This window comes from Comamonas sp. GW821-FHT11H03, from assembly GCF_058807955.1.
Genome location: NZ_JBXARF010000001.1, coordinates 467,612 through 482,690, shown reverse-complemented (window position 1 = coordinate 482,690; position 15,079 = coordinate 467,612). Strand labels below are relative to the sequence as shown.

The window sequence follows — 15,079 nt, the reverse complement described above, 5'->3', positions numbered from 1 at the left end:
AACAGCATCGCAACAAGGAGACAAAACATGAAAGTACTGCAAGCCCGGAACCTGCCCGCACCCGCTTTGGCACGGGCCTGGCGACGCCGGCTGATGGCCCTGGCGCTGCTGGCCGGCAGCGGCGCAGCCGTAGGCATCGCTCAGGCCCAGACGGCTTATCCGAGCAAGACGGTGCGCATGATTGTGGGCTTTCCAGCGGGCACGGGACCCGATGTAGTGGCCCGGCTGCTGGCACAAAAGCTATCCGAAGCATGGGGCGGCGTGGGCGTGGTGGTGGACAACAAGCCCGGTGCTGCCGGCCTGATCGCAGCCAGCGAGGCGGCGCGCGCACCGGCCGACGGCTACACCATCATGCTGGCTGAGACAGGACAGCTCAGCATCGCTCCCAATACCTATCAACGGCTTGCCTACCAACCGAGCAAGGATTTCGCCCCCGTCAGCCAGGTGGTGAGTTCCGACTTCGTGCTGCTGGTCAATCCCGAAAAGGTCAAGGCGCGTAACGTCAGGGACTTCGTGGCCTGGACCCGGCAGCAAAACGGCTTGTTCATGGCCACTTTCGGAGCGGGCACGCCGGGGCATTTCGGGGCCTATATGTTTGGCGATGCCGTGCAGTCCAAACCCGAGGTGGTGCACTACAAGAGCACTTCGGATGCCTTGGGCGGCATTTTCAGCGGCGATGTGCAGGGCGTGTTCGCTTCCTCCGGCATGGCGATCCCGCAGGTGCGTGCCGGCAAGCTGGTGGCCCTGGGAAGCACGGGCAGCGCGCGTGTGGAGCAACTGCCCGAGCTGCCGACCATGAAGGAGCAGGGCTTTGGCAACCTGGAGTTCAGCTCCTGGTTCGGCATCGTGGCGCCAGCCAGGACACCTGCGCAAGTGGTGAGCAAGCTCAATGCCGATCTGCTCAAGGTCCTGCAATCGAGCGACGGCAAGGCGCGGCTGCAGGAGGCCGGCTTCAGGGTCACGGGCACCAGTGCGCAGCAGTTTGCCGACATCATTGCTGCCGATACCGTCAAATGGGGCAAGGCGGTGGCAGCGACGGGTTTCAAGGCGGATTGAGCGGACCAGCGCGCGCAGCGGCTGAGTCCGGCGCGAGGCGCGCGAAGGTCGATCCGCTCAGAACCTTTCCCAGGGCATCAGATAGCGCCACTGCCCCTCGGGCACCTTGGCCAGCGAGACGCGGCCAAGGCGCAGCCGGCGCATGCTGAGCACCGTCAGGCCGATGGCGGCGCACATCTTCTCGATCTCTTCGGGCGCAATGCCCTTGAGAGCGAAGCGCAGATGGTTGTCGCTTTGCCAGCTCACATGGCAGGGAGGCATGCGGCGATGGCCGTTGCCGCCGGGAATGGGCAGACCCTCGTACAGGATCTCCAGGCCATCTTCAATGATCTGGCCTTCCACGCCGACGATGATTTCCTGCTCCAGCCAGATGCCTTCCTCGGTCAGCTTGCGTGCCACGCGCTTGTCCTGGGTGTAGACGATGAGGCCGCTGGCAGGCAGGGGAATCGTCAGAAACGACTCCAGATTCCTGAAGTGATGATCCAGCACCAGCTGGGGCATGGGTGTGTCCAGCTTGGCCTTGGTGTCTTCGCTCAGCAGCGAATGCGCGCTGCGCACACGGCCATAGGCCGGGCCCTGGGTCATGCCCGCAGGCTTGTTCATCAGGATGGTGACGGGCGGAATGGCTTCAGGCTTGGCATCCTTGCGCAGGATCACCACCTGGTCGGGACGCACACGGGTTTCGGGCACTTGCACCACTTTGCCGTCCACATGGACATTGCCCGCGACGATATGGAGCTCGGCTTCGCGGCGCGAGCATTGTTCTTGCTCCGCCAGGCGTTTGGCCAGGCGGATGCTTTCTTGTTCAGGCAGGGATTCAGACATGGCGAGAGCTTAATGCTCCGGCCATGTCCTAGTTGTCCACAGGTCTAGCGCGGCGGTCGCGGCGCGCTATCGGCCCAGGCAGAGCTTCTGAATGCGTTCCACATGCGCCAGCAGCGATTGCTGGGCCACGGGCCACAGGGCTTGCGGCGTGTCGGCATAGGCAATCGCAACCCAGTCCTGAATGCTGCCGTCCGGCTTGGTGCGCATGGCCTGATGCACCTTGGCCTCGCGCGCCAGGCGGTGGGCCTTGAGGCGGGTGATCTGGTGCGGAGCAAAGCCCAGCACGTAGCCGTGGGCGGGCAGGATGTAGCGAATGTCGTACTCCAGGCACATGGCGTGGAGCCGGTCCAGCGAATCGAGGTAATCGATCATGTTGCCGTCCGGCGGGCTGATGACGGTGGTGCTGCCGTTGAGGATGTGATCGCCGCTGAATAGCAGCGCGTCCTCCTCCAGCACAAAGCACAGGTGGTTGGCCGCGTGGCCGGGCGTGAAGACGGCTTGCAGCGTATGCGTGATTTCGCCCTCTGTGCCTTGCCCGGTAAGCGTGATGCGCTCTCCGTCCTGTAGCGTCACCTCGGGTCTGAAGCGACTGTTGGCACGAGCCGTGGGCGCTGAAGGCAGGCCCATGATGGGCGGCCTGGCGTGGCCGGATAGCAGGACCATGGCCTGCAGCGGCGCGGCACCCGGCGAGTGATCGGGGTGGGAATGGGTGCAGACGATGAAACGGATATCGCCGCCAGCTGCATCGTGCAGGCGCTGCAGATGCTCGGCATCGTCCGGGCCGGGGTCGATGGCGATATAGCCGGTATGCGCATCGCCGACCAGATAGCTGTTGGTGCCGGGGCCGGTCATCATGCCGGGGTTGGGGGCCGTCAGGCGCAGCAGGTTCTTGCGCAGCGGCACCGCTTTTTCAGGCTGCCAGTCCAGATGGTGAATGCCGTGGCCGTCGGGCAGCACCATTTCCAGCTCGCCATAGGCCATATCGGTTTCGGTATGGCGTGTGTCTTTGCCTTTCAGGTGGCCGCCACGGGGGCAGGCCCGCCACAGCGGCTTCTCGTTGAGCAGGGTCTGGATCACGGCCTGGGTATCGGGCAGGTGAGCGATGCGCTGCAATGTACGCTGGGTGGGAAAGAGGATGAACAGGTTTTTCTCTTCAAAGCGCGCAATCGCATCCTGCGGAGAGATCCAGGTGGGCTCGAACTGCTCGGTTTCGTCCGCCACCGCCGTCTGGCCTTCGGGCATGCGGGCCACAAAGAACGGCACGTCAAAGCGCTTGGGCAGGTCCAGTGGTGCGGTCCAGTGGGCCAGATACCAGAGCTGGTCCACGGCCAGCGTCCAGCCGCGCGCGCGGCATTGTTCATACAGCGATGCCTTGCGGTCCAGTTGCTGAACTTGGGCCGGTGAAACGGGTTGGCCGGCCTGGTCATAGGCCAGCAGGATGCCCAGCTCCTCAAAAGTCTCGCGAATGCCTGCCAGGGCCTGGGTGATGCGTTCATCTCCCGCCTCGGCGATCATGCTGGGGCGCACGCGCGCCAGCGCATGACTGGCTGGGGCGGCATCTTCATCTTCCTGGCCGCCACCGGGGAAAACATAGGCATTGGCAAAGATGCCTTGATCGGCACGCCTTGTCATCAGCACTTCAAAACCATTGCCGTCGGCGCAGTCGCGCAGCAACAAAAGCGTGGAAGCATCTCGCACGGGAACTGGCGCGCGCTGGGGCTGGAGCAACTGGCTGGGGCGGGGCTGGCTGGGTGATGTCATGAGGTCACATTATGCGAAGTCGCCGCGTTCGTGAATGTCACACCTGGACTAGTTGTGCACTCCTGCTGTGCGAATCGGGGAAAGCACTGAGAGCAAACGTCCGGGGATGTCTTGCATTTAGTTATTTGAAATAACAATAATGTGGCAAAAGGAATGGTTATGACTCATAAAGAAATTGCAGTTGAGTTCCGTGGCGAAGCCGAACAGGTCGCCGTCATTCGCCTGATGCGTGCCGCAAAGCGCAACGCCTTGTCCGATGGGCTGGTTCTGGGTCTGCGCGATGTATTCATGAATCTGCCCGCCAGCGTGCGCGCTGCAGTGGTGGATGGCGATGGACCGCATTTCTGCGCCGGCCTGGATCTGAGCGAGCTCAGCGAACGCGATGCGGCCCAGGGCGTTCTGCATTCGCGCATGTGGCATGAGGCGCTGCGCCAGGTGCAGTTCGGCGCGGTGCCCGTTGTCGCCGCCCTGCATGGTGCCGTGGTGGGCGGCGGCCTGGAGTTGGCCAGCGCCTGCCATATCCGTGTGGCCGACAGCAGCACCTTCTATGCCTTGCCCGAAGGTTCGCGCGGCATTTTCGTGGGTGGCGGCGGCTCGGTGCGCATCCCGCGTCTGATCGGAGCCGCGCGCATGGCCGACATGATGTTCACGGGCCGTGTGTACAAGGCCGAAGAGGGTGAGCGCATTGGCCTGTCGCAATATCTGGTGCCTGAAGGACATGCATTGGACAAGGCCGTGGAGCTGGCGCTGCGCATTGCCAAAAACGCCCCCATGACCAATTACGCGCTGATGCACGCGTTGCCCCGGATTGCCGATCAGCCCGCCGATCAGGGGCTGATGACAGAAGCTCTGATGGCCGCCGTGGCGCAGAGTGCGCCGGAAGCCAAGTTCCGTTTGCAGGAATTCCTGTCCGGGCGGGCAGCCAAGGTCAGCAAGGACTGAAAGCAACCTCAAAAAACAACGCTGTGGAGACAAAGACAATGCAGGAGACAGACACAGCCATGCAGGCCCTGGGCCAGGTGGCAGAGGGGGGCAGACCCCGCTACCGCGAGCTGGAGTTCGGCGTGCGTAGCATCCGCGTCGCTGAAGCGGGCAACGGCACGTTCTACGTGCGCTCCGACCAGGAGCTGGCAGGGCATGCGGCGCGCATGACCGACAAGCTGGTGCACTGGGCGCAGACCACGCCGCAGCAGACCTTCATCGCCCAGCGCGAGCGACTGGCCGACGGCAGCACGGCAGACTGGCAACGCATCAGCTATGCCCAGACGCTGGCAGCGGCGCGGGCCATTGCGCAGGCACTGGTGGACAGAAAGCTCTCGGCAGAGCGTCCCGTCATCATCCTCAGCGAGAACGACCTGGACCATGCCATGCTGGCCATGGGCTGCCTGTATGCGGGCGTTCCCTATTGCTCGGTCTCCACAGCCTATTCGCTGGTCAGCACCGATTACGCCAAGCTGCGCCATGTGGTCGAGACGCTCACGCCCGGTCTGATCTTCGCGGCCGATGCGGTGCGCTATGACAAGGCAGTACGCGCCGTGCTGCCCGAGGGCTGCGAGGTGGTGTACCGCAAGCCGGCCGTCGATGCCCAGAGCTGCACCTTGTTTGCCAACCTGCTGGCGACCGAGCCCACCGCTGCGGTGGATGCTGCCATGCAGGCCACCGGGCCCGACACCATCACCAAGTTCCTGTTCACCTCGGGCTCGACCAAGCTGCCCAAGGCCGTGATCAACAACCACAAAATGTGGTGCGCCAACCAGCAGCAAATTGCCCAGACCATGCCCGATATGGTCAAAGGCCCGCCCGTGCTGGTGGACTGGCTGCCCTGGAATCACACTTTTGGCGGCAACAAGAACATCGGCCTCGCGCTCTATCACGGCGGCACGGTCTATATCGATGAAGGCAAGCCTACGGCGACGGGCATTGCCGAGACGCTGCGCAATCTGCGCGAGATCTCTCCCACCGTCTATTTCAACGTTCCCACGGGCTTTGAATACATTGCCCGCGCCATGGAGAGCGATGCGCAGCTGCGCAGCACGCTGCTCAAGCGCGTCAAGATGTTCTTCTATGCGGGCGCCTCTTTGGCACAGCCCGTCTGGGATAGCCTGCACCGCACGCAGGAGTCCGAGTGCGGCGAGCGCATCGTGATGGGAACCGGCCTGGGCATGACCGAATCCTCGCCTTCAGCGCTGTTCATCAATCGTCCCGATGTGCGCTCCGGAGACCTGGGTGTACCGGTGCCGGGTCTGGAGCTCAAGCTGGCGCCTGTGGACGGCAAGCTGGAGGTTCGCTACCGAGGCCCGAACGTCACGCCCGGTTACTGGCGTGCGCCCGAGGCGACGGCCGAGGCGTTCGACGAGGAGGGGTTTTTCCGCACCGGCGACGCCGTGCAGTGGCGCGACCCGCAGGATAGAAACCAGGGCCTTCGCTTTGATGGCCGCATTGCCGAAGACTTCAAGCTGGCTACCGGCACTTTCGTCAATGTGGGGCCGCTGCGCGCCAAGATCATCCATGCAGGTGCGCCCTATATCCAGGACGTGGTGCTGACCGGCCTGGATCGCAAGGAGGTCGGTGCCATCGTTTTCGGAACCCCTGCCTGTGCAGGCTTAAGCGGCCTGGGAGCGGGAGCGACGCTGGAGCAGATCATGCACAGCGAACCCGTGCAGCAGCATTTGCAGACGGTTCTGAACCAGCTGGCACAGACGGCGACCGGCAGTGCCACCCGCATTGCGCGGGCGGTGGCGGCAATCAAGCCGCCTTCGCTGGATCTGGGTGAAGTCACGGACAAGGGCTCCATCAACCAGCGTGCCGTGCTACAGCATCGCGCCGATGTGGTGAGCGGCCTGTATGACGAGACGCTGGCCCTGATCCTGAAGCCCGAACTCTGAGCCGCAAAAGGCTTGGGCCTCATGCCTCATAACAGACAGCGCAAGCAGCTTTGAAAAGGATAGTGATATGCAAGTTCAGGATCAGATTGCCATCGTGACCGGAGGAGCCTCCGGCCTCGGCGAAGCCACGGCGCGTGCGCTGGCTGCCGCAGGGGCCAGGGTTGCCGTGCTGGATCGCCAGATCGACAAGGCCCGTGCAGTGGCCGCCGAGATTGGCGCACTGGCGCAGGAGTGCGATATCTGCGATGAGGCCAGCGTCACGGCGGCGCTCGATGCGGTTCGCGAGCAATGGGGATCGGATGCGCGCATTCTCATGAACGTCGCCGGTATCGGCACGGCCAAGCGCGTGATCGGCCGCGACGGCGAGCCTGCGCCGCTGCAAGACTTTGAGCGCGTGATCCGCGTCAACCTTGTTGGCAGCTACAACATGACGCGGCTGTTTGCCGCACGCTGCGCCAGGCTGGAAGCGCTGGAGGATGGCGCGCGCGGCGTGATTCTCTATACGGCCTCGGTGGCCGCTTTCGATGGTCAGGTGGGGCAGCAGGCCTACAGCGCATCCAAGGGCGGCCTGGTCGGCATGACGCTGCCCATGGCGCGTGATCTGGCCCAGCACGGCATTCGTGTCTGCACCGTGGCGCCGGGCCTGTTCGCCACACCGTTGATGAAGGAGCTGCCCGAGCCCGTGCAGCAATCGCTGGCGGCCTCCATTCCCTTTCCTTCGCGCCTGGGCAAGCCTTCGGAGTTTGCCGATCTGGCCGTGCATATCGTGCACAACGATCATCTCAATGGCGAGGTGATTCGCCTGGATGGAGCGCTGCGCATGGCGCCTAGGTAAGTGTTACCCCCCTGAGGCACTTTGCGCCTTCCCCCAAGGGGGACGACACCATCGCTGCGGGGCTGCCCTTGCTCGATGTCTCTGGCTTGGAGAGTGCCAGAGCCAGCTCAGTGCCAAAGATTGAGACAGGTATTGATTCCACAGGACCGAAGAGTCCTTATTTCAAGCAGGAGACAAGTCATGCAAGGTCGTCGCAATTTCGTCAAAGGTCTGGGCGCTGGTGCCGCGCTGGCCGCATTCGGCGGCATCGCCGGTCGCAGTGCTTATGCCCAGGGCAGTGGCCCGCTGGAGCAGGTGCGCATTCTTTACGGCTTCCCCGCAGGCAGCGCCGGGGACTCGGTGGCTCGCCGGGTGGCCGAAAAAATGGGCAGCAGCAGCTACACCAAAAATATGGGTGTGGTGGAAAACAAGCCCGGCGCTGGTGGCCGCATCGCGCTGGAGAGCCTGCGCAACTCCGTGGGGGATGGCTCGGTGATTGCGCTTTCCCAGGTTTCGGCCTTCTCCATCTACCCGCATATCTATAGCAAGCTGACCTATCAGGCCAAGGATTTCGAGCCGATCTCCATCGGTGCCATCATGCACCACGGACTGGCGGTCGGCCCCGCCGTGCCGACCGAGGTCAAGACGCTCAAGGACTTTCTGGCCTGGTGCAAGAACAACCCCGACAAGGCCAGCTTCGGCAGCCCCGGTGCCGGCAGCCAGCCGCATCTGCTGGGGGCACTGCTGAGTCTGCGTTCGGGCATCAAGCTCAGCCATGCGCCTTATCGCGGCATGGCGCCCGGTGTCTCGGATGTGGTGGGCGGACAGATCGCCGCCATCATGGGGCCTTGCGGCGACTATCTGAGCTATTACAAGGCCGGCAAGCTGCGCGTGCTGGCCACCAGCGGCCCCCAGCGCAATCCCTATCTGCCCAATGTTCCGACGTTTGCCGAGCAGGGCTTTGCCGACCTGACGGCCGAGGAGTGGTTCGGCTTCTACGCCAATGCCAGGACACCGGCCGAGGTGCGTGCACGCGCCCATGCGGCGATTACGGCGGCGCTCAAGAGCGAGGCACTCAAGGAAAGCCTGGGTGTGGTGGGCCTGATTGCCACCAGCTCCACGCCCGAAGAGATGGCCCGTTCGCAGCAGGCCGAGTTCGAACGCTGGGGGCCTCTGGTCAAGCAGATCGGTTTTACGGGCGACTCCTGATGACTCCTTGGTATCGAATAGCATTCAAGCTGGGATTTTTCAGACAGGCTCAAGCCTGCACATAGCGATCGAACAATAAAGGAGACAAACATGCAAGATCGTCGCAATTTCGTCAAAGGCCTGGGCGCTGGCGCAGCGCTGGCCGCCTTCGGCGGCATCGCCGGCCGCAGTGCTTATGCCCAGGGCAGCGGGCCGCTGGAGCAGGTGCGCATTCTGTACGGTTTTCCTGCAGGCAGCGCCGGTGACTCGGTGGCGCGCCGCGTGGCCGAAAAGATCGGTGGCACCAGCTACTCCAAGAACATGGGCGTGGTGGAAAACAAGCCTGGTGCCGGTGGCCGCATCGCGCTGGAGAACCTGCGCAACTCCGTGGGGGACGGCTCGGTCATCGTGCTGTCGCAGGTCTCGGCCTTCTCCATCTATCCCCATATCTATAGCAAGCTGACCTATCAGGCCAAGGATTTCGAGCCAATTTCGATTGGGGCCATCATGCACCACGGACTGGCGGTCGGCCCCGCCGTGCCGGCCGAGGTCAAGACGCTCAAGGATTTTCTGGCCTGGTGCAAGAACAACCCCGATAAGGCCAGCTTCGGCAGCCCGGGAGCAGGCACCCAGCCGCATCTGATCGGCTCCCTGCTCAGCCTGCGTTCGGGCATCAAGCTCAGCCATGTGCCTTATCGCGGCACGGCGCCTGCCGTGTCCGACCTGGCCGGTGGTCAGATTGCTGCCGTGATGGGCCCCAGCGGCGACTTCCTGAGCTACTACAAGGCCGGCAAGCTGCGCGTGCTGGCCACCAGCGGCCCGCAGCGCAACCCCTATCTGCCCAATGTGCCCACGTTTGCCGAGCAGGGCTTTGCCGATCTGACGGCCGAGGAGTGGTTTGGCTTCTATGCCAATGCCAAGACGCCCGCCGATGTGCGTGCACGCGCCCATGCGGCCATCGCGGCAGCGCTCAAGAGCGAGGCTCTCAAGGAAAGCGTGGGTGTGGTCGGCCTGATTGCCACCAGCTCCACGCCCGAGGAGATGGCCCGTTCGCAGCAGGCGGAGTTCGAGCGCTGGGGGCCGCTGGTCAAGCAGATCGGCTTTACGGCTGATACCTGATCACCCCTGAGCCGCTTTGCGGCTTGCCCCTCTCTCGCTGCGCGGGAGAGGGGACGATGCCCTCGCTGCGGGGCGGCCCTGGCTTGGCATCGCTGGCTTGGGCCGCGCTTCGGCATGAATGGGGCAGCCTTTAGAGATTTTCATTTGCTGCTTGGCAGCCGGTTTTGTATGTCCTATTTGCCCGCCAGCGCCGATAACGCTTTTCTTCTTTTCGATGTGCTCAAGGCCGATGAGCAGTTGCAGCGCCTGCCGGCGCATGCGGCAACGGACCGGGGGCTGATGCAGCAAGTGCTGGAGGAGTCCGGCAAATGGGTGGGCGAGGTGGTGGCGCCGCTGTCGCGCGAAGGCGATGAGGTCGGCGTGCAGTTTGCAGCGGGCAAGGTCACCACGCCGCCTGGATTTGCCCAGGCATATCAGGACTTCTGGCAGGCCGGCTGGCCTGCGCTGGCCTGTGCCGAGGAGGACGGCGGCCAGGGCCTGCCCTGGGTGCTGGAAGGCGTGCTCTATGAATGGCTGAGCGCCGCCAACCATGGCTGGACCATGGCTCCGGGCTTGCTGCACGGCGCTTATGAGTGCCTCAAGCACCATGGCAGCGAGGCCTTGAAGAGTGCCTATCTGCCCAAGGTGGCCAGCGGCGAATGGCTGGCAACCATGTGCCTGACGGAGGCCCATGCGGGCAGCGACCTGGGGCAGGTGCGCACGCAGGCCGTGCCGGTGGGCGAATCCGAGCTGGGCGAGCGCTTCGAGATCAGTGGCAGCAAGATTTTCATTTCGGGCGGCGAGCATGATCTGACCGACAACATCGTGCATCTGGTGCTGGCGCGTCTGCCCGGGGCCCCTGCAGGGCCCAAGGGGTTGTCGCTTTTTCTTGTGCCCAAGCTATTGCCAGATGGCGAGCGCAACAGTGTGGTCTGCGAGCGCATCGAGGAAAAAATGGGCCTGCATGGCAGCCCTACCTGCGTGATGCGTTTTGATGCGGCTGCCGGCTGGCTGATCGGTCAGCCCGCAGCGGGCCTGAACGCCATGTTCGTCATGATGAATGCCGCGCGCCTGCACGTGGCGCTGCAGGGCATAGGTTTGCTGGATGCGGCGTGGCAGAAGGCCCATGCCTATGCGCTGGAACGCCGTCAGATGCGCGCGCCAGGGGCGGTGCCTGCCTCGCGTGGCGCTGGCGATGCAGCAGATTTGATCATCGAGCATCCGGCCATTCGCCGCACGCTCGATCTCCAGCGTGCCTGGGTGGATGGCGGGCGTGTGCTTGCCTACCAGACCGGTATTTATCTCGATATGGCGCGACATGCCGAAAGCGCCCGTGAGCGTGATCAGGCCCAGCAGTGGTGCAGCCTGATCACGCCCGTGCTCAAGGCGGCCTGGACCCAGCAGGCGTTCGAGGGCTCCAGCGCCTGCCTGCAGGTATTCGGCGGCCATGGCTATATCCGCGAGTGGGGCATAGAGCAGATCGTGCGTGATTCGCGCGTGGCCATGATTTACGAAGGCACGAATGAAATTCAGGCCATCGACCTGCTGGTGCGCAAGGTGCTGCCGGACGGTGGTCAGGCCATGGGGCAATGGCTGCTGACTTTGCGCAACAGCCTCGATGCCGGGCGGGCGCTGGATGCCGAAGTGCTGCGCTGCCTGGCCCAACTGCGCTACTTCACCACGGTGCTGGCGCAGGCCTGCAAGGAAGATGACACCCTGGCCTGGCGCGTGGCCGACGACTATCTGCGCTGCGTGGCCGTGGTGCTGCTGGGCTGGGCTTGGGCGCGTATTGCTGCCACAGCAGGAGGGGATAGTGAGCGCTGGCGAGGCCCCTGCAAGCAGGTGCAGCAGCGCATATTGCCTGAAATGGACTGGCGTCTGACTCTGATGAAGGCGCAGTGGGCGCAGGCTTCCGTCGTGCACGGCAACCAGCTGTTCACCTCCGCGCATTGATCTAAATGGCTGCAAGATGCGAGCAATAGCGGCACAATTGCAGTCTTTTCATCGCGCTCCTGGATTGCTCTTTTGCCTTCGAAGTTGACATCGCCAATGCTCGCTCACAAGACTGCTGAACCAGATTCCAAACCTGCACGCTCTTTGCGCGGAACGCGCTCCAAAGAGGCCGGCTCGGACGTCCCGGGCTCGGGGCAGGAGCCCAGGGACAGTGCCGAAGTTTTTGCCGTCGATCAGGTCAATGCCAGCTTTCTGGAGTCGCTGCTGGGCTACAACGCCAGGCGCGCCTCGCTCGCTCTGGTGGGGGTTTTCATGCGCTGCATGGAGCGTTATGACCTCAAGATTGTCGAGTTTTCCGTGCTGTCGCTGGTGGGCAGCAATCCGGGCATCACCTCGCGTCAGCTCTGTCAGCAACTGGCCGTGCTGCCACCGAATATGGTGGGCATGATCGATGCGCTGGGCAAGCGCGGCTTTCTGGAGCGGCGTCCGCACCCGCGAGACGGCCGCGCCACGGGTCTGTACCTGACCGCCGCAGGGGGCGATCTGGTGGAGACGGCCGAGCCCGAACTCAAGAGCAGCGAGGCCCGCTCCATCGCGCATCTGAGTGCTGCCGAGCAGGTGCAGCTCATGGCGTTGTTGCAAAAGCTGTACCGCTGATCCCATGGCATGGCGCAGATCCTGCGCCCGGCGCGATAATGTGCGGCATCATGCAGATTCGCTTTACCAAGATGCAAGGCGCGGGCAACGACTTTGTCGTGCTCGACGAAACCCAGGCTCGTCTGGGCTTGAGCGCCGCCCAGTACCGCTACCTGGCCAATCGTCACTTTGGCGTGGGCGCCGACCAGATCCTGACGGTGCGCCCGGCACCCGCAGAGGGCGTGGACTTTGAATATGTCATCCACAACGCCGATGGTGGCGAGGTCGAGCAGTGCGGAAACGGCGCACGCTGTTTTGCGCGCTATGTGCATGACAAGGGGCTGACCGACAAGAGCGTGATCCGAGTACAGACCCTCTCGGGCGTCATCGCCCCCGAAATTCATGGCAATGGCCGCGTCACGGTCGATATGGGTGCGCCTCAGCTGGATCCGGCCAAGGTGCCGTTCACGACCGACGGTCTGGAGCCAGAAGCCTTGGGGTCAGCACAAAAATGGCCTCTGACGATTGATACACCTTTGCAGCCAGCTACAGTCTGGATAGCGCCCGTTTCCATGGGCAACCCGCATGCGGTGCAACTGGTGGACGATGTGAATGCCGCTTTGGTGGAGTTGCACGGCCCGTTGATCGAGAACCATGCCCGTTTTCCTCAGCGTGTGAACGCCGGCTTCATGCAGATCCTCAACCGTGGTGAAGTCCGCTTGCGCGTCTATGAGCGCGGTGCTGGCGAGACCCTGGCCTGCGGCACGGGGGCCTGCGCCGCCGTAGTGGCCGGCATTGGCTGGGGCCTGCTCGACCAGCGCGTCGATGTGCATACCCGTGGCGGTCTGCTGACCATTGAATGGGCTGGCGGTGCGCAGGATCGCGTGCGCATGACAGGCCCTGCCGAATTTGTTTTTGAAGGCCAGATCGACATACCTGATACCTTATGAACAGCTTGACCGATACCGCCATGACCGAAGAGTCGATTACCGACTACCTCCAGGAAAACCCCGATTTCTTCGAGCGCCACGCCGAGATGCTGACGGGCGTGCGTTTGATCAGCGGCCATGGCCCACGTGCCGTCAGCCTGCAGGAGCGTCAGGCCGAGATGCTGCGCGAAAAGATCAAGGGTCTGGAGCATCGCATCATGGACATGGTGCGCCATGGCAGCGAGAACGCCTCCATCGCCAACAAGATTCACCAGTGGACCCATGCCTTGGTCAAGGTGCAGGACCTGCGCGAGCTGCCCCATGCGCTCACCGCCAGCCTGCAGCACACGTTTGATGTGCCCCAGGTCGCGCTGCGTCTGTGGAATGTGGCGGGCGCGCACAGCGGCACCGTCTACACCATGGGCGTGAGCGATGATGCCAAGGCCTTCGCCTCGTCGCTGACCATGCCGTTCTGCGGCCCCAATATGGGCTTCGAGCCCGTGACATGGCTGCCAAACCCCAATGCGGTGCAGTCGGTGGCGCTGCTGACCCTGCATGACGGTGCCATGGACAGCACTTCCAACGCCTTTGGCATGCTGGTGCTGGGCTCGCCCGATCCGCTGCGCTTCGATGCCACCATGGGTCTTGAATTCCTTTCACGCATCTCCGAGCTGGCCAGTGCCTCGCTCTCGCGCATGCGCGCTCCTGCGCTGACGCTGGCGCACGGCTGAAGCTGCAAAAGGGTGTAGAGACTGATGCAAGAGCGCGAGCAGCCCTCTTTTGAGGAGCAGTACGCGCAGCTTCCGGAAGTTGTCCACAGCTATCTGGAGCATGTGCGTGTGCAAAAGCGCCTGGCCGAGCGCACGCATACGCTGTATGCGCTGGACCTGATCAAGCTGCAGAGCTTTGCGCAGGCGGCAGCCCAGGAGCTTTTGACGCTGCAACCCTCGCATATCCGCCGCTTTGCTGCGCAAATGCATGGCGCCGGCCGCAGTGCACGCGGCATCGCGCTGATTCTTTCGGGCTGGCGCAGCTTCTTTCGCTGGGCGGCCCAGCGCGAGCTGGTACCTTTCAACCCCGTGGAGGGCGTGCGCGGCCCCAAGGCTGCCAAGCCTCTTCCCAAGGCTCTGGCAGTGGACGACGCCGTGCAATTGGCCAGTTTTCAGAACCCCGAGGCCGATCCGTGGATAGAGGCGCGTGACGTCGCCATGACCGAGCTGCTCTACAGCTGTGGCCTGCGTGTGGCCGAGCTGGTGGGGTTGGATCTGCGCCCCGACCAGCATAGCCGGCATGAAGGCCGGGGCTGGATTGATCTGGAGGCGGGCGATGCCCATGTTCAAGGCAAGGGCAGCAAGCGCCGCATCGTGCCCGTGGGGCGCATGGCGACCCAGGCCTTGCAGCGCTGGCTGGCGCTGCGCAGCAGTGCGCTGACCGGCGCTGCACAGCTCAAGGCACAGGACGAAGCGGCCCTGTTCGTCGGCCGCCGGGGCGAGCGGCTCAGCGCCCAGTCGGTCTGGTCACGTCTCAAGCAGCGAGGCCAGCAGGCGGGGCTTGCGACTGGCGTGCACCCGCATGTACTGCGTCACTCCTTTGCCAGCCATATGCTGCAGTCCAGTGGCGATCTGCGTGCCGTGCAGGAGCTGCTCGGGCATTCCAGCATTGCCACTACACAGATATATACGCGGCTGGATTTTCAGCATCTGGCCCAGGCTTATGAAAAATCCCATCCGCGTGCGCAGCGCCGCAGTGTCGGCGAGATGCCCGCGCCCTTGGGCAAGCCGGACGACGAAGAGCAAGACTGAAGAGTCCTGATTTGATAGCGTGAAGTGATGGTTGAATATGTGATGGCGAAGGATTTTTGCTGAAATTTCTACCGTCCCTGCTGTCCATGCGCGCTTGAAAGCGCCGCTACACTCCCCAGCTGTCATCACCGG

General features: G+C 63.5%; 13 protein-coding genes. 11 read left to right on the top strand and 2 right to left on the bottom strand.

The genetic code is table 11. From position 1 onward, the window contains the following. Positions 1-27 precede the first annotated feature (27 nt). Positions 28-1,056: a Bug family tripartite tricarboxylate transporter substrate binding protein gene (locus tag AC1RTQ_RS02295; RefSeq protein ID WP_492874027.1), complete on the top strand. Its 1,029-nt coding sequence runs from the start codon at positions 28-30 to the stop codon at positions 1,054-1,056. Between the two features lie 57 nt (positions 1,057-1,113). Here the strand turns inward: AC1RTQ_RS02295 and AC1RTQ_RS02290 are convergent, their stop codons facing one another. Together AC1RTQ_RS02290 and AC1RTQ_RS02285 are read right to left on the bottom strand one after the other, a co-directional pair. Then, positions 1,114-1,881 (bottom strand): pseudouridine synthase, encoded by a 768-nt coding sequence (locus tag AC1RTQ_RS02290; RefSeq protein WP_302089054.1) that lies wholly within the window; start codon positions 1,879-1,881, stop codon positions 1,114-1,116. 66 nt (positions 1,882-1,947) lie between these two features. After that, positions 1,948-3,642, bottom strand: a complete 1,695-nt coding sequence (locus AC1RTQ_RS02285) for an MBL fold metallo-hydrolase (RefSeq protein WP_492874026.1) — start codon at positions 3,640-3,642, stop codon at positions 1,948-1,950. A 159-nt stretch (positions 3,643-3,801) separates the two neighbouring features. Between AC1RTQ_RS02285 and AC1RTQ_RS02280 the strand changes: the two genes are divergently transcribed. From AC1RTQ_RS02280 to AC1RTQ_RS02235, 10 genes are all read left to right on the top strand, one after another. Further along, positions 3,802-4,584 carry a crotonase/enoyl-CoA hydratase family protein gene (locus AC1RTQ_RS02280; protein ID WP_492874025.1) on the top strand — a complete coding sequence of 261 codons (783 nt, stop codon included), beginning with the start codon at positions 3,802-3,804 and terminating at the stop codon, positions 4,582-4,584. A gap of 38 nt (positions 4,585-4,622) precedes the next feature. Next, the gene (locus AC1RTQ_RS02275; protein WP_492874024.1) at positions 4,623-6,527 is read left to right on the top strand and encodes a feruloyl-CoA synthase; all 1,905 of its coding nucleotides are present in this window, start codon (positions 4,623-4,625) and stop codon (positions 6,525-6,527) included. Between the two features lie 67 nt (positions 6,528-6,594). Next, positions 6,595-7,362, top strand: a complete 768-nt coding sequence (locus tag AC1RTQ_RS02270; protein ID WP_302089058.1) for an SDR family NAD(P)-dependent oxidoreductase — start codon at positions 6,595-6,597, stop codon at positions 7,360-7,362. Between the two features lie 180 nt (positions 7,363-7,542). Continuing rightward, entirely contained in the window at positions 7,543-8,550 is a 1,008-nt protein-coding gene (locus AC1RTQ_RS02265; protein WP_302089059.1) for a Bug family tripartite tricarboxylate transporter substrate binding protein, read from the top strand. Between the two features lie 90 nt (positions 8,551-8,640). Then, positions 8,641-9,648 carry a Bug family tripartite tricarboxylate transporter substrate binding protein gene (locus tag AC1RTQ_RS02260; RefSeq protein ID WP_326999338.1) on the top strand — a complete coding sequence of 336 codons (1,008 nt, stop codon included), beginning with the start codon at positions 8,641-8,643 and terminating at the stop codon, positions 9,646-9,648. Positions 9,649-9,816: 168 nt separating this feature from the next. Beyond that, on the top strand, positions 9,817-11,580 hold the full coding sequence (locus AC1RTQ_RS02255; RefSeq protein WP_492874022.1) for an acyl-CoA dehydrogenase family protein: 1,764 nt from the start codon (positions 9,817-9,819) through the stop codon (positions 11,578-11,580). Between the two features lie 96 nt (positions 11,581-11,676). Beyond that, complete coding sequence (locus AC1RTQ_RS02250; RefSeq protein ID WP_492874021.1) at positions 11,677-12,237, top strand: MarR family winged helix-turn-helix transcriptional regulator; 561 nt, start codon at positions 11,677-11,679, stop codon at positions 12,235-12,237. Positions 12,238-12,287: 50 nt separating this feature from the next. Continuing rightward, the gene (dapF, locus tag AC1RTQ_RS02245; RefSeq protein ID WP_492874019.1) at positions 12,288-13,166 is read left to right on the top strand and encodes a diaminopimelate epimerase; all 879 of its coding nucleotides are present in this window, start codon (positions 12,288-12,290) and stop codon (positions 13,164-13,166) included. Beyond that, the gene (locus tag AC1RTQ_RS02240; protein WP_302089064.1) at positions 13,163-13,876 is read left to right on the top strand and encodes a DUF484 family protein; all 714 of its coding nucleotides are present in this window, start codon (positions 13,163-13,165) and stop codon (positions 13,874-13,876) included. Before dapF ends, AC1RTQ_RS02240 begins: the two co-directional genes overlap by 4 nt. 24 nt (positions 13,877-13,900) lie before the next feature. Further along, positions 13,901-14,947 (top strand): tyrosine recombinase XerC, encoded by a 1,047-nt coding sequence (locus AC1RTQ_RS02235; RefSeq protein WP_492874017.1) that lies wholly within the window; start codon positions 13,901-13,903, stop codon positions 14,945-14,947. The last annotated feature ends 132 nt before the right edge of the window (positions 14,948-15,079 follow it).